18 protein-coding genes are annotated in these 19,975 nt (G+C 63.0%); 3 read left to right on the forward strand and 15 right to left on the reverse strand.

All coding sequences use genetic code 11. From position 1 onward, the window contains the following. Positions 1-27 precede the first annotated feature (27 nt). Positions 28-1,146, reverse strand: a complete 1,119-nt coding sequence (locus tag ACNQOP_RS08425; RefSeq protein ID WP_416404120.1) for a histidinol-phosphate transaminase — start codon at positions 1,144-1,146, stop codon at positions 28-30. A 79-nt stretch (positions 1,147-1,225) separates the two neighbouring features. Further along, on the reverse strand, positions 1,226-1,585 hold the full coding sequence (locus ACNQOP_RS08430; protein WP_416404122.1) for a LysM peptidoglycan-binding domain-containing protein: 360 nt from the start codon (positions 1,583-1,585) through the stop codon (positions 1,226-1,228). A gap of 350 nt (positions 1,586-1,935) precedes the next feature. Between ACNQOP_RS08430 and lexA the strand changes: the two genes are divergently transcribed. Then, positions 1,936-2,679: a transcriptional repressor LexA gene (gene lexA, locus ACNQOP_RS08435; protein WP_257371102.1), complete on the forward strand. Its 744-nt coding sequence runs from the start codon at positions 1,936-1,938 to the stop codon at positions 2,677-2,679. Between the two features lie 25 nt (positions 2,680-2,704). Here the strand turns inward: lexA and ACNQOP_RS08440 are convergent, their stop codons facing one another. Both ACNQOP_RS08440 and hflX read right to left on the reverse strand, forming a co-directional pair. Continuing rightward, complete coding sequence (locus ACNQOP_RS08440; protein WP_416404124.1) at positions 2,705-4,765, reverse strand: ATP-dependent DNA helicase; 2,061 nt, start codon at positions 4,763-4,765, stop codon at positions 2,705-2,707. Beyond that, positions 4,758-6,320 carry a GTPase HflX gene (gene hflX, locus ACNQOP_RS08445; protein WP_416404125.1) on the reverse strand — a complete coding sequence of 521 codons (1,563 nt, stop codon included), beginning with the start codon at positions 6,318-6,320 and terminating at the stop codon, positions 4,758-4,760. Before hflX ends, ACNQOP_RS08440 begins: the two co-directional genes overlap by 8 nt. A 495-nt stretch (positions 6,321-6,815) precedes the next feature. Here hflX and ACNQOP_RS08450 point away from each other — a divergent pair, with 495 nt between their 5' ends. Next, complete coding sequence (locus ACNQOP_RS08450) at positions 6,816-7,430, forward strand: class I SAM-dependent methyltransferase (RefSeq protein ID WP_416404127.1); 615 nt, start codon at positions 6,816-6,818, stop codon at positions 7,428-7,430. Here the strand turns inward: ACNQOP_RS08450 and dapF are convergent. From dapF to ACNQOP_RS08480, 6 genes are all read right to left on the reverse strand, one after another. Beyond that, positions 7,411-8,379 carry a diaminopimelate epimerase gene (dapF, locus tag ACNQOP_RS08455; RefSeq protein ID WP_416404129.1) on the reverse strand — a complete coding sequence of 323 codons (969 nt, stop codon included), beginning with the start codon at positions 8,377-8,379 and terminating at the stop codon, positions 7,411-7,413. The two genes, ACNQOP_RS08450 and dapF, sit on opposite strands and share 20 nt — an antisense overlap. Before the next feature lie 41 nt (positions 8,380-8,420). Further along, a complete protein-coding gene (miaA, locus tag ACNQOP_RS08460; RefSeq protein ID WP_349471722.1) occupies positions 8,421-9,332 on the reverse strand; it encodes a tRNA (adenosine(37)-N6)-dimethylallyltransferase MiaA in 912 nt (303 codons plus the stop codon). Between the two features lie 15 nt (positions 9,333-9,347). Beyond that, positions 9,348-10,877, reverse strand: a complete 1,530-nt coding sequence (miaB, locus tag ACNQOP_RS08465) for a tRNA (N6-isopentenyl adenosine(37)-C2)-methylthiotransferase MiaB (RefSeq protein WP_349471721.1) — start codon at positions 10,875-10,877, stop codon at positions 9,348-9,350. After that, on the reverse strand, positions 10,877-11,350 hold the full coding sequence (locus ACNQOP_RS08470) for a regulatory protein RecX (RefSeq protein WP_374111551.1): 474 nt from the start codon (positions 11,348-11,350) through the stop codon (positions 10,877-10,879). Before ACNQOP_RS08470 ends, miaB begins: the two co-directional genes overlap by 1 nt. Before the next feature lie 58 nt (positions 11,351-11,408). Further along, positions 11,409-12,449, reverse strand: a complete 1,041-nt coding sequence (recA, locus tag ACNQOP_RS08475; RefSeq protein ID WP_235521831.1) for a recombinase RecA — start codon at positions 12,447-12,449, stop codon at positions 11,409-11,411. Positions 12,450-12,695: 246 nt separating this feature from the next. Further along, positions 12,696-12,920: a DUF3046 domain-containing protein gene (locus ACNQOP_RS08480; protein ID WP_416404132.1), complete on the reverse strand. Its 225-nt coding sequence runs from the start codon at positions 12,918-12,920 to the stop codon at positions 12,696-12,698. A gap of 41 nt (positions 12,921-12,961) precedes the next feature. On the opposite strand from ACNQOP_RS08480, the gene ACNQOP_RS08485 reads away from it, so the two are divergent. Then, complete coding sequence (locus ACNQOP_RS08485) at positions 12,962-13,495, forward strand: MarR family winged helix-turn-helix transcriptional regulator (protein ID WP_416404134.1); 534 nt, start codon at positions 12,962-12,964, stop codon at positions 13,493-13,495. A gap of 117 nt (positions 13,496-13,612) precedes the next feature. Here the strand turns inward: ACNQOP_RS08485 and ACNQOP_RS08490 are convergent, their stop codons facing one another. From ACNQOP_RS08490 to ACNQOP_RS08510, 5 genes are all read right to left on the reverse strand, one after another. Continuing rightward, complete coding sequence (locus ACNQOP_RS08490; RefSeq protein WP_211711854.1) at positions 13,613-14,047, reverse strand: helix-turn-helix domain-containing protein; 435 nt, start codon at positions 14,045-14,047, stop codon at positions 13,613-13,615. Positions 14,048-14,184: 137 nt separating this feature from the next. Beyond that, positions 14,185-14,697, reverse strand: coding sequence for a CinA family protein (locus tag ACNQOP_RS08495; RefSeq protein ID WP_284987787.1), 513 nt, complete (start codon positions 14,695-14,697; stop codon positions 14,185-14,187). Then, positions 14,694-15,296, reverse strand: a complete 603-nt coding sequence (pgsA, locus tag ACNQOP_RS08500; protein WP_235521828.1) for a CDP-diacylglycerol--glycerol-3-phosphate 3-phosphatidyltransferase — start codon at positions 15,294-15,296, stop codon at positions 14,694-14,696. The genes ACNQOP_RS08495 and pgsA overlap by 4 nt, the downstream gene beginning before the upstream one ends. A 39-nt stretch (positions 15,297-15,335) precedes the next feature. Next, positions 15,336-18,200 carry a DNA translocase FtsK gene (locus tag ACNQOP_RS08505; RefSeq protein WP_416404137.1) on the reverse strand — a complete coding sequence of 955 codons (2,865 nt, stop codon included), beginning with the start codon at positions 18,198-18,200 and terminating at the stop codon, positions 15,336-15,338. A gap of 81 nt (positions 18,201-18,281) precedes the next feature. Beyond that, complete coding sequence (locus tag ACNQOP_RS08510; RefSeq protein WP_257371112.1) at positions 18,282-19,973, reverse strand: ribonuclease J; 1,692 nt, start codon at positions 19,971-19,973, stop codon at positions 18,282-18,284. Between the last annotated feature and the right edge of the window lie 2 nt (positions 19,974-19,975).

Below are 19,975 nucleotides of genomic sequence, written 5' to 3' on the forward strand. Positions count from 1 at the left end.
AAAGTCGGATGGGGTCTATTGACAAGTTTAGGCGGGCCGTGATGCTTGGCTGTCCAAAAGGCCTTCCAGGGCAACAAGGAAGGCCGTGGTTTCCGGTTCGGTACCGGCTGTGACCCGCAAGTGGCCCGGGATCCCGACGTCGCGGATCAGCACTCCTGCATCGAGCAACCCCTGCCATACGGCGTGCGGGTCCTCCAGACCGCCGAAGAAAACATAATTGGAGTCCGATGCGGCAGGCTTGAGCCCCATCCGCAGCAACTCGGTGACAATGCGGTCGCGCTGGACTTTGATGTCCTCGACATCGGCCATCAGCGCTTCCCTGTGGCTCAGCGCAGCGAGGGCGGTTGCCTGGGTAATCGCCGAGAGGTGGTACGGAAGCCGGACCAGCCTGATCGCGTCCGTAACCTCCGGGGCAGCGGCCATGTAACCCAGCCGGGCGCCGGCCAAGGCAAAAGCCTTGCTCATGGTGCGCGAGACGATCAGCCGTTCCCGTCCTGGCAGCAGAGTCAGGGCGCTGGGCGTGCTGTCGTGCGCAAACTCGTGGTAGGCCTCGTCAACGATTACGATCGCCTGGCTCGCTTCGCCGGCTTCGTAGACCGCCTCAACGACGTCCAGCCCGAGCCCCGTCCCGGTGGGGTTGTTGGGAGAACACAGGAAAACGATGTTGGCGCCGGTCTCCCGGACCTGGTCAGCGGCCGATTGCGCGTCCAGTCCGTAGTCGTCGGCCCGGACTCCCCGGACATATTCCGTGTCCGTGCCGCTGGCGAGAAGCGGGTACATGGAATACGTGGGAGGAAAACCCAACGCCTTGCGACCAGGACCACCAAATGCCTGGAGTATCTGCTGGAGGACCTCGTTCGATCCATTGGCCGCCCAGATGTTGTCACGGGAAAGACCATGACCCAAGTACTCGGCCAGCGATTCGCGGAGCTCTGTGAACTCGCGGTCGGGGTAGCGGTTCAAACCAGTGGCAGCAGCGGCGACGGCCTCCGTAATGGCGGCCTGCACATCGGCCGGGACGCCATGGGTGTTCTCGTTGACGTTCAGCAAAATGGGGACATCAAGCTGCGGTGCGCCGTAGGGGCTCAGTCCACGCAGGTTGGTCCGGAGGGGAAGTCGGTCAAGTCGCTCAAGCTGCTCACTCACCCAGTCAGTTTAAGGGGCCGCTGCGTCCGCCAACTAACTGTGACGCCGGGCCACTCCCGTTTCGCACAGGGTCCGGCACTTAGTTGGCGGGCACGAAGAGCTGCTGACCGGGCTGGATGCGGCCGCCACGAAGGTCATTGAGCTGGATGATTTCCGTGATGACATCCCGGGGATCCCGCTCAGGAGCTGCCGCGCCTGCAATACCCCACAGGGACTGGCCCGGCTGGACAGTGACTGTAACGGCGACTGGTGGTCGAAGCTGAGACTGCGAGTCGGAGGCCTTTGCGGGCGCGGTGATGAAACCGGCAAGGCTCAGCAGCGCAGCCACCAGCAACATAGCGGGGATGCCGAAGAACACAATCCGCCCCCGACGGGTCAGGCGCAGGCGAGAGGGAGCCTGGGTGGTGCGGAAATCAGCGAACGTAGTGATTGCGGACATGAGCTGAGCCCTTCTGAGCTATTGCCAATGAGCCGGATGCCCGGCGCCTGGCTGCCAATTCTTGGTGTTCTCCTGTGCCGGCCCTTGCTTGTTCGAACACTTTCTTCGAACATCGGGGCTCAGCGTCAGGTTTATAGAACACATATTCGAACCTTGCTATGACATTTTTAGCACTTATCAACGAACGGTGTCGAGACTCGCTAGAACAAATGTTTGATAAACGCCGGTGGCTGCCCTACGTTTGAGTGAAGAAACAGCACTGTTTCAGTGGAACAGGAGGGTCTGACATTTTTGCGGGCCCGACATCCCCGGACACACACCGGGGACGGAATGGAAAGGCATTGGCGAACATGGCAGCGAAAGCCACGGGCGGCGCGGTACCCCTGCGGAGCCAACAGCCTCAAAAGAGCCCCAAGAGCCTGACCGTCCGTCAGAAGAAGATCCTGGAGACCATCCAGAGGTCCGTGAATGACAACGGATACCCGCCCAGCATGCGTGAGATCGGTGACACTGTCGGCCTTGCCAGCCTCTCCAGCGTCACCCACCAGCTGTCCCAATTGGAAAAGCTCGGGTACCTCCGCCGCGATCCGAAGCGTCCCCGGGCCATGGAAGTCCTGATGCCCTTGACCCTGGACGGCGGTCCTATCCCCGGCGTCGAAGCACCCACGGCGCTTCGCAGCACGGGCGGACTCGCTGTGACGGAACTGGCCAGCGCCAGCGATACAGCGATGGTTCCGCTGGTGGGCCGCATCGCCGCCGGTGGTCCCATCCTGGCCGACCAGACCGTGGAGGACGTACTCCCCCTCCCGCGGCAACTCGTAGGGCATGGCGAGCTGTTCATGCTCAAGGTCGCCGGAGATTCCATGATTGACGCGGCCATCTGCGACGGGGACTGGGTAGTGGTGCGACGCCAGAACGACGCCATCAACGGAGACATCGTCGCCGCACTCCTGGACGACGAAGCAACCGTGAAAACCTTCCGGCAGCGCGACGGACATACGTGGCTGCTCCCCCAGAACACCCAGTACGAGCCCATCCTTGGCGACCAAGCCACCATCATGGGCAAAGTCGTCTCTGTGCTGCGCTCCCTCTAGCCCTCACTCGGGTCCTGAGGAGCCCCTAGGAGCCCTTTGCCGACCCCAGCCGCTCCAGGACACCTCGGACTACTTTGCGGTCGGTTGTGGCCCAGAATGGCGGCAGGGCAGCCCGAAGAAACCCGCCGTAGCGTTCTGTGGAGAGCCTGGAATCAAGTACGGCCACCACACCCTTGTCACCGGTTGATCGGATCAGGCGTCCAGCTCCCTGGGCCAACCGAATGGCCGCGTGGGTGGCCGACACGGCCATGAAGCCGTTTCCGCCGGACTGCGCGACCGCCCGTGAACGGGCGGTCATCAGGGGGTCGTCCGGACGTGGGAAGGGAATGCGGTCTATGACCACCAGTCGGCAGGAGCCGCCCGGAACGTCCACCCCCTGCCACAGGGACATGGTGCCGAACAGGCAAGTATCCGGCTCATCAGCGAACTGCTTGACCAGCGCAGCCATGGTGGACTCACCCTGGCAAAGGATGCCGACGTCAAGGCGGAGCCGCATGGCATCGGCCGCTTCCTCGGCTGCCCTCCGTGAGGAGAACAGGCAGAGCGCTCCCCCACCCGAGGCCCTGATGAGGTCTTCCAACTCGTCAAGGGCTTCCGGCGATGTACCCCGACCAGGCTTGGGCAGGTGCTTGGCCACATAGAGCACACCCTGCTTGGGGTAGTCGAATGGCGACCCCACATCGATGCCCGTCCAGCTCGGGGCGCCGTCACCGATAAGGCCCAAGCCACCGGCGGCCGGTTCAAAAGCCGCGCCTATGGCCAGCGTGGCGGAGGTGAGGACCACCGTGTGGCCGGCAAAAAGCCCTTCACGCAAACAGCCTGCGACGCTTAACGGCGCAATGTTAATGAGGGCGGGTGCTGTTTCATCAGGCTGGGAGTAGCCCTGCTGGGGGTCGAAGTTGCTGTTTCGCGAGAACCACACCACTTCCCTGTTCTCCTTGGCGGCGAGCAAACGTTCGCACAATTCCAGGATGAGCATGAGCCGTGATCGCGCCAGTTGCCGACCGCCGTCGACCGCGTTTGAAGAGTCCGTCTTCGAATCCGAGAGTGCCGCGCGTGTGGCGTCGCGCAACTGGTCAAGGCAGTCGAGCTGTTCATCGTTGAGTCCGTTGGGCAACAAGCCATTGGGCACGCCTGCGATGGCCATATCCAGCCGGTCGGCCGCAGCGTTGAGGGCATCCACAGTAATGGCCGTGTGCTTGCGCGCACTGGACGCTGCAGCATGGACCATGGCCACGGACAACTGACCGGACACGGCTCCGGTCACGCGATCCTGAAGTTCGTGGGCCTCATCGACCACCACGACGTCGTACTCGGGGAGCACGGCCAGGCCCTCAAACGCACTCACGGCCAACATCGCGTGATTCGTGACGACGACATCCGCTTCCGCTGCGCGGGACCTTGCGAGTTCACTGAAGCATTCCTCGGCCATGGGGCATTTTTGCGCCCCGAGGCACTCCATGGATGTGACCGAAACCTGCCGCCATGCACGGTCGGTGACCCCCGGCATGAGTTCGTCGCGATCGCCGGTGGACGTCTTCCCGGCCCACTCACGAAGCCGGACCACTTCCTTGCCGAGCTGCGATTGCGGCCCGCCCATGGACGCAGCAAAGTGCGGAACGCTGGTGTCCTCGCCCAGTGAGAACAGTTGTCCCTCGGAGGGCTCCTCGCTGGGGAAACCCCCCTCAAGTTTCTGCAGGCAGACGTAGTTTGCCCGCCCCTTCACCAACGCCACATTGACGGGGCGCTTAAGAGCGGGGTTGATGCTTTCCAGCAGCCGGGGAAGGTCCCGGCCTACGATCTGGGTCTGCAGTGCCAAGGTGGCGGTGGACACGAGAGTTGGTTTATTGCTGTCCATCGAATGCGCGATCAACGGAATCAGGTACGCCAACGACTTACCTGTTCCGGTCCCCGCCTGGACCAGCAGATGCTCCCCGGTCTCGATTGCCCGGGCAACGTGTTTGGCCATCTCGTGCTGGCCGGCACGGCTTTGTCCGCCCATGCCGGCAACAGCCCGGTCCAACAATTCGAGGGTGGCCTGTTCGCCCACCGACTCGACGGCGTCCGCCGCCACCTTCTCAACCATTGCTGACGAATGACTCCAGTTCGGCTGCCAGTCCTTCGCGGACCATGACAACCACGCGCGTCCCGGATTCCTCGTGGTCAAGGCTCAGGATTTCCGAGTCGGAGCTGTGCAGCTTGCTGATCATGTCTCCGCGGTCGTAGGGAATCAACAGCTCAAGGCGTACCCCCGGCCGCGGAATGGACCGGCTGATATCCTCCAGCAGTTCCGCGATGCCCTCGCCCGTGCGGGTTGAAACCACCGCATGGCGGGGCTCCTTTTGCTTCAGTCGCTCAACGACGAAGGGATCGGCGACATCGACCTTGTTCAGGACAATGATTTCCGGGACCTTACGGGCATCGACTTCCGTGAACACGGACCGCACTGCGGCGATCTGTCCCTCGGGATCCGGGTGCGAAGCGTCGACGACATGCAGGATCAAGTCCGCATCCGCAACTTCCTCCAGCGTGGACCTGAAGGCTTCGATCAGCTGGGTAGGCAGCGAACGGACAAACCCCACGGTATCGGCAAGCGTGTACCCGATGCCGTCCGGGGTCTGGGCCTTGCGGACTGTGGGATCCAAGGTGGCGAACAAAGCGTTCTCCACCAGGACACCCGCGTCCGTCAGGCGGTTGAGCAGCGAGGACTTGCCTGCGTTGGTGTACCCGGCAATAGCGACGGACGGAACGGCATTGCGACGGCGGTTGGCACGTTTGGTCTCGCGCGCCGGCTTCATCGCGGCGATTTCACGCCGCAGCTTGGCCATGCGCGTGCGGATTCGACGGCGGTCCAGTTCGATCTTGGTTTCACCAGGACCACGCGAACCCATACCGGCTCCGGCTCCACCCACCTGGCCACCTGCCTGGCGGGACATGGAGTCGCCCCAACCACGAAGACGCGGCAGGAGGTATTCAAGCTGGGCCAGCTCAACCTGGGCCTTGCCCTCGCGGCTCTTGGCGTGCTGGGCGAAGATGTCGAGGATCAGTGTGGTGCGGTCCACCACCTTGACCTTGACGATGTCTTCGAGTCCACGTCGCTGCGAAGGTGCCAGTTCGGTGTCGACCACCACGGTGTCGGCACCCGTGGCTGCCACGATGTCCTTCAGCTCCTGGGCCTTACCTGATCCCAGGAAAGTCCCGGGGTCCGGCTTGGTACGGCGCTGGACCAAGCCATCCAGAACCTCCGAGCCGGCGGTCTCGGCCAAAGCAGCCAGCTCGCGCAGCGAGTTCTCTGCGTCTGCGAGCGTTCCCTCAGTCCACAGGCCGGCAAGGACGACGCGCTCAAGGCGCAACTGCCGGTATTCGACCTCGGTGACGTCTTCGAGTTCCGTGGAAAGCCCGGCCGTGCGACGCAGGGCCCGGCGTTCAGCCAGATCTTCCTGGTCGCCGTCGTAAATGCTGTGTTCCTGGTCCAGCGTCGAGATCGCCTGCGCCTTGCCGAACACACTGCCGGCCTCGTTGTCATTGGATGCCTGCGCAGGTACATCCTTGGAAAGAATCCGGTCGATGACGGCCTGGATTTGTTCAGGACTCATGTCCTGGGCGTCGGAATCGGATCCGGAGTGCTTCTGGGTGGTCATGGTCTCCTTAGACTGTTCGGCTATTCCAGAATAGTGCTGTTTGCTTGCTGATGGGGCGCTATTCGCGCTGGGCTGACGGGCTTGGGCCAAAGGGGCCTCCTGTGTGCTGCGCGGCCGTGCCTCCAAGGCAGGGAAGGCCGCTGCGATTCAAACGAAATAGGGTCCGCGCGGAGGTCCGGGGCAACCAAGGAATTTGACATCCGTTCTTCCTGGCAGCCGTCGTCAACGGTTACGCCAAGGCACTGGATGGTGTGATCTTCTTCAGTGTCAGTCAGCTGCGCCGTGCATTGGCTGACTTTGCCAGGTGGGACCTGCCGGGCGGAAAGGCCGTGCGCTTGGCTCGGGGCCAAGCGCACCTGCATCGCGGGCGGTGCCGTGTTTCGGCAGACTACTCAAAGATCAAGAACATGACTTCCACTTTAGCAGCCGCTGTCAACCCATCAGCGGGATGCGGCAGTTTCCCATGTCGCCGTCGGCCCACTAATCTGGCAAATTATGGAGTCTGCACACTATTTCACTGCCCAGCCAGCTGGACCCTTCACCCGCAAACTACTCACGGTGGAGCTAGCCGGCGCTACCCGCCACCTGCAGACCTCCTCGGGTATCTTCAGCCCCGACGGCGTGGACAAGGGCACTGCGATCCTCTTCTCGGAAGTTCCGCCCCCGGCACCGCAGGGCAACCTTCTGGATGTCGGTTGCGGATGGGGCCCCATAGCCCTGACCCTCGGATTGAAGGCTCCCCATGCACGGGTTTACGCCGTGGACGTCAATGAGCGATGCGTGACCCTGACCAACGAGAATGCTGCGGCGCTTGGCCTGGACAACGTAACGGCCAGCCTTCCCGACCAAGTGGATCCCGACCTGGAGTTCGACACCATTTGGTCGAACCCGCCCATCCGGATCGGCAAGGCGGAACTTCACACGCTGCTCTTGACCTGGCTCCCGCGCCTGGCACCGGGGGGCAACGCCTGGTTGGTGGTCCAGAAAAACCTGGGGTCGGACTCGCTCCAACGCTGGCTGGCCGAAGAACTAGACAGCACCTTCACGGTGTCCCGTGAAAGCACGTCCAAGTCCTTCAGGATCATCAGGGTCAGGAAAGCGTCCCAGTAGCTACGATCACGGCGGGACCGCTGAGCTCAACGTGCTCACGGCCGCCGGCACCCGGGAAGAACTTCACACCCACGACGCCGCCCGGTACCTTAACGTGCCAGTCGTTCGGGGCCGTACTGCCGGCCCAGTGACGGATGGCCACGGCTGCGGCGCAAGCGCCCGTGCCGCATGACTGCGTCTCCCCCACGCCACGTTCGTGGACACGCATGGTGATGGTTCCCACACCGTCTTCAACCAGCGGTTCGGCGGGAACGACGAATTCGACATTGGTTCCGTTGGCAGGTTTGGGATCCACGACAGGAGGCTTGAACAGCTGCGTGGCCGTCAGCTCGCTGAGCTCCGCCAGTGCGACCACTGTGTGGGGGTTTCCCATACTGACTGAGAGGCCCGGCCGGGCAACTTCGAGGCCGTCCGCGCTGACCAGGGCATCCATGGCTTTGCTGGTGGCTTCTTTGGGGAAAATGAATTCCCAAGGCCCCATGTCCACGGCATAACCCGTGGCGGTGCGCACTACCTTCTTGACGCCGCCACGGGTGCCAATGGTCAAAGTCTCGCCCGGACCCAGTTCCACCAGCTTTTCGGCGATGAGGAAATGGACGAAGACCCGAACTCCGTTGCCGCACATCTCCGACAGGGAACCGTCACCGTTGCGGTAGTCCATGAACCACTCAGCGGCAGGGTCCTGTTCAAGCAGGGCGCGGCCTTCGGGAAGGAACCTCGAGGGCACCGCACGGATCAGGCCATCTCCCCCAACGCCGAGGTGCCGGTCGCATAGCTGGGCGACCTGCTCCGGGGTGATCTCGTGGGCGTCGCCTGGGTCCGCAATGAGGACGAAGTCATTACCCGTTCCGTGGCCCTTGGAAAACGCCAGCCCGGACAGATTGGCAGCGGTTACGGAAGCGCCGGCAGCAGCGGGCTGCTCAGCGGAAAGGGAAGCGGTTTCGTCCATGGCACTAGGCTACCTGCCACGGCTCGCCGGTCCGAAATTCGTCAGGCCGCAGCTGCTGCCTTGGCCACGAGCCCGGGGTCTTGCCAGTCCAACCACGTGATCCGCGGATCCGCCCGGAACCACGTCAACTGACGCCGGGCGAACTGGCGCGTAGCAACGATGGTCTCTTCAGCGGCAGCGGGGACGTCAGCCCCGCCGTCGAGCACTTTGAGGAATTGGGCGTATCCCAAGGCCCGGGAGGCTGTCTTGCCGTTCCTCAAACCGGCGGCATCGAGGCGCTCCACTTCATCCTGAAGCCCGGCTGCAACCATCCGATGCACCCTTTGGGCGAGTCTTTCCCGGAGGACCTCACGGTCCACCGACAGGCCAATTTGTACAGCGGGCTGGAAATACTCACGCTGAGGCATGAAGGAGCTGAACGGACGGCCCGTTATCCGGTGGACCTCAAGTGCCCGGATCACGCGGCGGGCATCCCCTAACCGCGCTGCAGACACGGGATCGACCGCTTCCAGCCTGGTCCTCAGCGGCGCCAACCCATGTGCTTCGCATTCCTGCTCGAGTTCCTGCCGAACCGATGGATCGGTCCCCGGGAACTCCAGTACGTCCAGCGCCGCCCGGACGTAGAGCCCGGAACCTCCCACGAGGATGGCACGCTTGCCACGGGAATGGATCTCCTGGATGGCGGCGCGACACTCCGCCTGGAAGTCCGCGACACTGGCCTCCTCGGTGACATCCATGGTGTCAAGAAGGTGATGGGGAACGCCTTTGCGTTCTTCCACGGTGATCTTGGCCGTTCCGATGTCCATACCGCGGTAGAACTGCAGGGCATCCGCGTTGATCACTTCACCGTCCAAAGCCAGGGCAAGATCGACCCCGAGATCCGATTTGCCGGATCCGGTCGGTCCAACCACGGCAATGACGGGAGGCTGCGGTTCAGGGTGGGAGAACGACACGTCGCGCTGCCCGCCCTAGGAGCGGCGTACGGGCAGCGATGGCATGCCCAGGGACACGCCACCCTTTGCGGAGAGTGAGCCGGGTGCAGGAACACCGCAGGAATCTGCCTGTGCCCGGTCCCATGCGTCGCCCGCACGGGATCTCCGCAGCACGTAGTCCTCCGTGGTGGCAGGATCCGCCACAAGGTGGAATGCCGCGGCTTCGGTGATGGTCACCGTGACAAAATCACCCGGACGAGGCGTTTCAGCCCCCGCTGGGACGGAGAAGTGAACCAACCGCTGGTCCTTGGATCGGCCAGACAGCCGATGCGTTTCCTCGGCCTTGCGACCGGACTGGGCGGTCACCAGAACTTCCACCTGCCGGCCACGTTGGTTTGCATTCTCCTCGGCGGCGATGCGGTCCTGCAGGGCGGTGAGGCGCTCGAACCGTTCCTGGACAACGGCCTTGGGGAGCTGGTCCGGCAAATCGGCAGCAGGTGTGCCGGGACGCTTGGAGTATTGGAAGGTGAAGGCCGAGGAAAAGCGTGACTTTTCCACGACATCAAGCGTTGCCTGGAAGTCTTCTTCAGTCTCACCGGGGAAGCCAACAATAATGTCGGTGGTGATCGCGGCGTTGGGGATGCGCTCCCGGACCTTGTCCAGGATTCCCAGGAACTTGCTGGAGCGGTAGGAACGGCGCATGTCCTTAAGGACCTTGTCCGAGCCCGACTGCAGCGGCATGTGCAGCTGGGGCATGACATTGTGCGTCTCGGCCATGGCGTCAATGACGTCGTCGGTGAACGCAGCCGGGTGCGGACTCGTGAAACGCACGCGCTCCAGTCCTTCGATGTCCCCGCAGGCCCTGAGCAATTTGGAGAACGCCTGCCGGTCCCCGAACTCCACCCCGTATGAGTTCACGTTCTGCCCAAGCAACGTCACCTCGACTGCGCCATCATCCACCAGGGCCTGGATCTCTGCCAGGATCTCCCCGGGACGGCGGTCCCTTTCCTTGCCCCTCAGCGAGGGAACGATGCAGAACGTACAGGTGTTGTTGCAGCCGACAGAAATGGACACCCAGCCGGAGTACACCGAGTCCCTCTTGGTGGGGAGCGTTGACGGGAACACATCCAGCGATTCGAGGATCTCAAGCTGTGCCTCGTTGTTGTGACGAGCACGGTTCAGGAGGGCCGGAAGGGCACCAACGTTGTGGGTGCCGAAAACGGCGTCCACCCATGGCGCCTTCTTCACGATGGTCTCGCGGTCTTTCTGGGCCAGGCAGCCACCAACGGCAATCTGCATTCCGGGGTGCGCTTCCTTGACCTGCCGCAGCTGGCCCAGGTTGCCGTAGAGCTTGTTATCCGCATTTTCCCGAACAGCGCAGGTGTTGAAAACCACGACGTCGGCGATGTCACCGTCAGCCGGTACGTAGCCCGCGTCCTCGAGGAGTCCGGCCATCCGCTCGGAATCGTGGACATTCATCTGGCAGCCAAAGGTCCGGACCTGGTAAGTCCGGGGCGCGGCCGAAGGATTGGCGGAAGCTGCTGGGGAAGGAATGGTCAAACTCACTACTCAAGGGTACCGGCTTCTGCCAGCACCTCACCGACGATCCTGAAGGCCAAGGAGGGCGCGTAGCCCTTGCGTGCGAGCATCGAGGCAAGACGACGTGTGTACTTGTCCCGCTCCGCGCGATCGGCCAAGTCAATGCCAGGCCGCAGCTTGCGTTGAACGAGCTCACGCGCTGCCAGTTCCTCGTCCTGATCGCTGAGCTGGGAGAGCGCCTCTTCTGCGTCTTCCAGCTCAATGCCTTTGTCTGAAAGTTCGCGGCGAAGTGCGCCCTTGGCGAGCTTCTTGCTTTGCGACCGGCTACGGACCCACATCCTGGCGAACTCGGCGTCGTCGATCAGCTGAACCTCTTCGAACCGGTCCAGGACAGCCTCGGCCACGTCTTCAGGGACATTCCGCTCGGCCAGTTTCCGGGACAGCTGCAGCCGGCTCCGCGGCGCCATCGTCAATTGCCTCAGGACGATGGCACGCGCCACGGACTCGGGATCTGGTTCAGGATCAGCCGCAACTGAAGAGTCCGGGTCCGGACCTTTCCTAGCCGTCAACGGCCTTCAGCTTCGGCGAGTCTTCCTCAGGCTTGACACCTACGCCGAGCTTTTCCTTGATCAGACGCTCCAGCTCCTGAGCCAGTTCAGGGTTATCGCGCAGGAATCGACGCGAGTTCTCCATGCCCTGGCCAAGCTGGTCACCGTCATAGGTGAACCATGAGCCGGACTTCTTGATGATGCCGTGCTCGACACCCATGTCGATGATCCCGCCCTCGCGGGAAATGCCCTGCCCGTAGATGATGTCGAACTCGGCGATCTTGAACGGCGGAGCCATCTTGTTCTTGACGATCTTTGCCTTGGTGCGGTTACCCACGGAATCCGCACCTTCCTTCAGGGTTTGGATGCGCCGGACATCGATGCGCACGGAAGCGTAGAACTTCAGCGCCTTACCACCGGTGGTGGTTTCCGGGGAGCCGAAGAAGACACCGATCTTTTCACGCAACTGGTTGATGAAAATGGCGGTGGTCTTGGTCTGGCTCAAGCGGCCGGTGATCTTACGCAGGGCCTGGCTCATGAGGCGAGCCTGGAGGCCAACGTGGGAGTCACCCATTTCGCCTTCAATTTCGGCGCGCGGAACCAAAGCTGCAACGGAGTCGATGACGATGATGTCCAGCGAGCCGGAGCCCACCAGCATGTCCATGATTTCCAGGGCCTGCTCGCCGGTGTCCGGCTGCGAGACCAGGAGCGCGTCGGTGTCCACGCCCAGCTTTGCTGCGTAGTCTGGGTCGAGCGCGTGCTCGGCATCGATGAAGGCCGCAATACCGCCGGCGCGCTGCGCGTTGGCTACCGCGTGGAGGGCAACGGTGGTCTTACCCGAGGATTCCGGGCCATAGATCTCCACGACACGCCCGCGCGGCAGTCCGCCAATGCCCAGGGCTACGTCCAAGGCAATAGACCCGGTAGGAATGACCTCGATGGGCGCACGGGTGTCGTCACCCAGGCGCATGATAGAGCCTTTGCCGAACTGCTTGTCGATCTGGGCAAGCGCTGCTTCGAGCGCCTTCTCACGATCCGGGGCTGCCGCCATGGTTCACACCTCTGATGCTTTCTCGCTGTGGAGTGGCCCGAAGGGCCGCTTTCCTGTCATGACCGACGCTATTACGGTGCCCGGACATTTTTACAAGCCGACCCCTGCTATGTGGATAAACGGGACCGCTGGATGCCGTGGAATGCGTCTTTCAGGATCAATTTTCCTCTTCCGTGAGCATATCCCCATCCGAACAGATATTCGAACAATGGGTCGGCGTGTCACGCCGCGGAGACCTCAACGTACTTAGCTGGAGGCCGGCTTGATGTCCTTGCCCAACCTGCGTTCGAGGGGGACATCCTGGACGTCGCACAGGGCCAACCACACTTCGCGGGGCTGGTACCCGGCCGCCAGGGCCTCCACCGCAGTGCGTCCACCGACGCCGGCAAGCACCAGGGAGCTGGCCAGAACCCGGGAGTAGCCGGCCCCGAATTCGTCGTCCATCAATCGCCAAAAGTCACTTGCCCTCACGGATAGAGTCTCTCATGCCGCCGGACTCTAGAATGGTTGCCATGAGCAATCCTCTCCAGAGCGCGCCCGACACGGTCCCTGCAGGCGACGCCGTGGACGACGCCCTCCAGCAGGTGGAACACCAGCTGAGCCTGCTCTGGCGCCGCGCCCGTTCAATCTCCCACCAATTGTCCCGACAGGTCCATCCGGACATGGAGCCGGCTGCCTACGGACTCCTTACCGTCATACGGAGGGAAGGTCCCATCCGGCTCACCGAGCTCGCTACGTGCATCGGGGTGGGCAAGCCCTCTGTCAGCCGCCAAATCGCCTTCCTGGAAAGCATTGGCCTCGTATACAAGGAAGCCGATCCGCAGGACGGCCGCGCCCAGTCCATCCGACTGACGGAGAAGGGCGAAGAGAAGATGCACCAGGTCCAGGACGCGCGCCGGCAGGTGTTCCGGGAACGGCTCGGTGAGTGGCCGCTGGAGGACGTCCAGACACTGGCGGACTACATGGGCCGACTCAACGCCATCTACGGCGATGGCGTATTGAGGGATGTCACTCTCAAGGAAAACACTCCGGACGACCCAGCCTAGGTTGCGCCGGGGCCAGCGCTCCCCCATCAAGGAACCAAGCGCCCACAAGCACCGAATACAGCAAGGAAGGGCCCCCAGCCGACGGCTGGGGACCCTTCCTTCATTCCTGTGTAACGGTTACCGGGCTCCGGAGAGCATTCCCTGCGGGAAGTCGTCCGTGAGGTCCAGGTCGCGACCGTAACGCTGTGAAAATTCCTGCGGAACGGTGTCCGGCACGGACACGCCTTCAGCGACGGCTACGCGGTCGCTGACTTCGCGGAGCATGTGGGACAACGGAACATCCAGGGCTGTGCAGATCGAGGACAGGAGCTCGGAAGAAGCCTCCTTCTGGCCGCGTTCAACTTCACTCAAGTAACCGAGTGAGACACGGGCGCTGTGCGAAACCTCGCGGAGGGTACGGCCCTGACGCTGGCGGACATCGCGCAGTACATCACCGATCTCGTGGCGTAGTACAACCATTTTGCGCTCCTTCTGTTCGCTCTGTGTCTGATCAGCCAAGCCCACATCCTTCCAGCGGACAACGCCGTTCACGGATACGGGCTGCTTTACCATCTGTATCGCCTTGCTCCCTCGTTCATCCGGTTCGCTGGCTGGCGGACCGGGTTGGTTTCTACATCCTAGGCGCCCCGGCTCTTCCGAAGCGACACAATGACACAACTATTGGCAATCTGTTTTTGTTCCCGGCTACTTTACGAACGGTAACCAACGTCACTTAGCGCGGCAAGGAGACGCACCATTGCGGCCTCGCAGGCCTGCTCCCGGATGGCCTGCCGATCACCGGAAAACCGGTACTCGAACGCGGAAACCGACGTTGGCGTTGCCACACCTATAAAGACTGTTCCCACTGCTTTGCCGTCATGGGGCTCCGGTCCGGCTACTCCGGTGGTGGAAATCCCGACGTCGGACCCGCAGGCGCGTCGCGCGCCGTCGGCCATTGCCTCGGCGACACCGCCGTCGACGGACCCAACGGCAGCAAGCAAGTGGGCCGGGACCCCCAGGACATCGGCTTTGACTGAATTCTGGTAGGCCACCACGCCGCCCTGGAGCATCCCGGATGCTCCAGGCGTGTTGGCGAGGGTGGCAGCTACCAAACCGGCCGTGAGCGACTCGGCCGTAGCCACCGTCAGGTGCCGTTCGATTGCCGCCGCAACTGCCGCCGTCGCGGTTTGGGCGCCGCCGGACCCTGAGGCGTGAGTACTCACGCGCGGCGTCCGGCTGCCCGAAGCCGCATGGCCTGGACAACGTATTCGACGCCGGTCCACAGCGTGATGGCCAGGGCCACCATCATGACCCAGAAAGCAACGTCTCCCAGCCACGGCGCGATCGCCTTCAGCGGCAGGACGTACAGGAAAATGGCTACGGTCTGGATGACTGTCTTGAGTTTGCCGCCCCGGGAGGCAGGCATCACTCCGTAGCGGATCACAACGAATCGCAGGGCGGTGATGCCCCACTCCCGGACAAGGATCAGGATGGTGACCCACCAGGGCAGCTCCCCCAGTATGGACAGCAGCACCAGCGCGGAACCGATGAGGAGCTTGTCGGCTATGGGGTCGGCAATCTTGCCGAAGTTGGTAATGAGGCCCCGTGCCCTGGCGATGTCGCCGTCGAGCTTGTCCGTGTAGATGGCGACTGCGAAAGCAACCACCGCGGCCCAGCGCCAAATCCCGTTGTTGCCGTTGTCGGCCACAAGGAACCAGACGAAGAACGGCACCAGGACAATGCGGAGCATCGTGAGGATGTTGGGCAGGTTCCAGATGTCGGAGCTGCTGGACGTCGCGTTATCACCCTCGGCTGTAGTCACCCCTCTAGGCTACCGTCTCCGGCACCGTCGCCCGGAGCGTTACCGTCCCGTGAGGGACCAGGCGTCTTCGCCGCCTTCTTCGTCATCGGGACCGTCAGCACCGTCGTAGTACTCAATGGCCTGCGTCCGGTTGTCCAGGTCCGCCTGGACAAGGTCCTCCGCATAACCGCCGACGGCGATGTTCGAGTTCGCGTTGTCGCTCAGCGCCGCAGTGTGGGCATCGGGCGCAGCCGGTGACTCCTGCCCCTTCATCGCTGCCAGGACGGCGGCGAGGTCGTCGGGTTTGACCAGGACATCGCGGGCCTTCGAACCCTCTGAAGGGCCCACGACGCCGCGGGACTCCAGGAGGTCCATGAGGCGACCGGCTTTGGCGAAGCCCACCCGAAGCTTGCGCTGCAGCATGGAGGTCGAACCGAACTGCGTAGTCACCACAAGCTCGGTGGCCTGCAGCAGCACGTCGAGGTCGTCTCCGATGTCGTCGTCAATCTGCTTCTTCGGGGCCTCTGCGGCAACGTCGTCACGGTAGACGGCCTGCAATTGGCCCTTGACGTGCTCCACTACCTTATGGATCTCGGATTCGGTCACCCAAGCACCCTGGACGCGCATCGCCTTGGAGGCACCCATCGGCAGGAACAGCGCGTCACCTTGGCCGATGAGCTTCTCCGCGCCCGGCTGGTCCAGGACCACGCGGGAGTCCGTCACGGAGGACGTTGCGAACGCCATTCGGGATGGGACGTTTGCCTTGATCAGGCCGGTGACGACGTCCACTGACGGGCGCTGGGTAGCCAGGACCAGGTGGATACCGGCGGCACGGGCCAGCTGGGTGATCCTGACAATCGAGTCTTCAACATCACGTGGGGCCACCATCATGAGGTCGGCAAGCTCATCGACGATCACCAACAGGTACGGGTACGGCTTGATGACCCGCTTGGAGTCGACCGGGGGCACTACTTTGCCGGCCCGCACAGCCTTGTTGAAATCGTCAATGTGCTTGTAGCCGTAATTGGCGAGGTCGTCGTAGCGTGCGTCCATCTCCCGGACCACCCACTGCAACGCTTCCGCAGCCTTCTTGGGATTGGTGATGATGGGCGTGATCAGGTGCGGGACGCCCTCATAGGCCGTGAGTTCCACGCGCTTGGGGTCAACCATGACCATGCGCACTTCATCCGGCGTGGCCCGCATGAGGATGGAGGTGATCATCGAGTTCACGAAGCTGGACTTACCGGCACCGGTGGCACCGGCGACGAGCAAGTGCGGCATCTTTGCCAGGTTGGCCACCACGTAGCCGCCCTCGACGTCCTTGCCGACGCCCATGACCATGGGGTGGTCCGTGCGCCGCGCGTTCTGGCTCCGCAGCACGTCGCCCAAGGAGACGGTTTCGCGGTCCGTGTTGGGAATTTCGATGCCGATGGCTGACTTGCCCGGAATCGGGCTCAGGATCCGCACGTCGCTGGACGCCACGGCATAGGAAATGTTCTTCGACAGGGCGGTGACCCGCTCCACTTTGGTTCCTGGAGACAGCTCGATTTCATAGCGCGTCACGGTCGGACCGCGGCTGAAGCCTGTCACCGACGCATCGACGTTGAACTGCGTGAGGGTGTCAGTCAGGGCAGCGACGACGGCGTCGTTGGCTTCCGTGCGCTCCTTCGGGATGGAACCCGGGGTCAAGTAGTCCGAAGCCGGAAGCGTGTAAGTAACATCGCCCGCCAAGGACAACTGCTCCGTGCGCTGGGGAATGGGTGTTTGCGGAAGCGGTGCGCCTGCCGGTTTCGCGGGTACCTGGGCGATTGCAGGTGCAGGCGCCGTCATCTCCGGGGTCAGGACGGGAATGGCTTCGGTGGGGTTATCGATACCCGGCGTTGCGCCCGCGAGTCCCTGGGCGGCCTTGATTTTCCCGACGGCGATCTCGGCCTGGGTCGGACGCCGCACGCCCGGCGGTACGCGAGGTTCGGACGGACCCGGAGTTTCGTCGTCGTCCACTATGGCGTGCTCAAAGGCCTCGTCCCCGACGTAACCTTCCAGGCCGGCGTCGGTTTCCTCGTCCCTGCCGAAGAGGCGCACCCGCTTCTTCTTCCGCGGCTTGGGTGCTTCATTCTCGTACAGATAGCTGCGGTCGTGGTCGTCCTTGCCGGAACCGTCCATCAGGTCGACGCCCATGAGGTGGTTGTAGGCCCCGCGGATCCGGGACGGGATGGCACCGAACGGCGTCGCCGTCACGATCAGCACCGAGACGAAGGCCAGCAGGCTGTAAAGGAGCACAGGGATAGCTGGATGGATGGCGGCGAAGGGAGCGGCGGCCAGGAAGCCGAGCATGCCGCCCGCCCTGCGCAGGCCGTCGAAGCCGTCCGCCACGGAAGGCAAGCCACCAATAACGTGGGCCAGCGCCGATCCTGCGACGGTCATGATCATGAAGCCGATGCCCACGCGGTTGTTGCCGCGGCCGTCCTGTGGCTTCCGGAACAGGCGGAAGGCGCAGATGAAGAGCATGAACGGCAGGACCAGGGACATCCAGCCGAACGTTCCGTTCACCACGCTGTAGACGATGTCGGGCAGCCAACCGGTGAGTCCCCACCAGGCGAAAGTGGCAATCGCTATGCCCAACACCAGGTTGAACAATGCGGCACCGTCGCGACGGTCCTCGGGATCGAGGTCGCTGACGTCGTGGCCGATACGCCGGACACCGGCACCCACCACGTGTCCAATGCCCTGCCACGCGCCTGCCAGCAGCCGCAACGGGAGCGGAGCCTGGGGCTCGACGGCGGCAGCTTGCTTGGTGCGCGCAGTGCTGCCCCGGCCGCTTTTGGCCGCCGTTGCACCGCTTTTGGGGGCAGCCGCGCCTCGGCCTGTGCCGCCGGATTTACTGCTGGAGCTGCCTCGTGGCGTGGAGGTAGTACGGGTCGCCATAAGTGCCACGCTACCCCAAGGGGGCCTGAAATCCGCGGATTTCAGGCCCCCTTGGGCATGCATGTTGCTGGCTCTCGAAGCTTAAGCTTCCAGGACCACCGGGATGATCATGGGCCGGCGGCGAAGCTTACGGTTGACCCAGGTGCCGATAATCCTCCGCACCACTTGCTGCAACTGGTGGTTGGTGTGATCGGCGTTGTTCAACACGGCATCTTCCAGCGCGGCATTGATCTTGGGAATGATCTCGTCAAAGACGGAATCATCCTCGGCCACGCCGCGGGCATGGATCTCCGGACCCGAAACTATCTTGCCCGTGGTGCGGTTGATCACCGTGATGATGGAAATGAACCCCTCATCGCCCAGGATGCGTCGGTCCTTCAAATCAGCGTCGGTGATTTCGCCGACGCTGGAGCCGTCAACGTAGACGAACCCGACCTCCACCTGGCCAACGACGTCCGCCTTGTGGTCCTTGAGGTCGATGACGGTTCCGTTATCGCTCAGGATGATGCCTTCTGAGGGCACTCCGGACTCCAAGGCGATGTTGCCGTTGGCGATCAAGTGGCGGGTCTCGCCGTGCACCGGCATGGCATTGAGCGGCTCGAGGATGTTGTAGCAGTACAGCAGTTCGCCGGCGGCGGCGTGCCCCGAGACGTGGACCTTTGCCGTGCCCTTGTGGATGACGTCGGCCCCGAGCTTGAGGAGGCCGTTGATGATGCGGAAGACGGCGTTCTCGTTTCCCGGGATGAGGCTCGATGCCAGAATAACGGTGTCACCCTTGCCGACGATCACGCGGTGATCACCGTTGGCCATGCGGGAAAGTGCCGCCATGGGCTCACCCTGTGAACCTGTGGACATCAGGACCACGCGGTCATCGGGCATGTTATCGATGTTCTTGATGTCCACCAGGATGTTGTCCGGCACATCAAGGTACCCAAGCTTCGCGGCGATGGCCATGTTGCGGACCATGGACCTGCCAACGAACGCCACCTTGCGGCCATGCTTGGCCGCAGCATCGAGGACCTGCTGCACGCGGTGGACATGCGAGGAGAAGGAAGCCACGATGATGCGCTTCTTGGCCTGGCCGAACAGACGGTCAAGGGTGGGGCCGATTTCCTTCTCGGCCGTCGTGAACCCAGGAACGTCCGCGTTGGTGGAATCGGCCATGAACAGATCCACGCCTTCTTCGCCCAGGCGCGCGAAGTGCCTGAGGTCAGTGATGCGGCCGTCCAGCGGTAACTGGTCCATTTTGAAGTCACCGGTGTGGAGGACGTTGCCGCCCGCGGTTCGGATGAAAACTGCAAGGGCATCCGGGATGGAGTGGTTGACGGCCACGAATTCACACTCGAAGGGACCGAACTGCTCCACCTGGCCCTCGGTGACGGTGAGGGTGTACGGCTTGATCCGGTGTTCCTGGAGCTTCGCTTCCACCAGGGCAAGCGTCAGCTGGGAACCGATCAGCGGGATGTCTGCTTTAAGGCGCAGCAGATAGGGAACGGCACCAATGTGGTCCTCGTGTCCGTGGGTCAGCACGACACCCACGACGTCCTGGAGCCGGTCCTCAATGTAAGAGAAATCGGGCAGGATCAAATCGACGCCGGGCTGGGTCTCCTCGGGGAAGAGCACGCCGCAGTCAACGACCAGCAGCTTGCCGTCGATTTCGAAGACGGCCATGTTGCGGCCGATCTCTCCCAGTCCACCGAGCGGAACAATCCGCAGCGTGCCCTTGGGCAATTTCGGCGGAGTAACCAGTCCGGGAAGGGCGGTTTGGGTCATAT

The organism is Arthrobacter sp. LFS091 (assembly GCF_047977885.1).
In the GTDB taxonomy this organism is placed as follows: Bacteria; Actinomycetota; Actinomycetes; order Actinomycetales; family Micrococcaceae; genus Arthrobacter.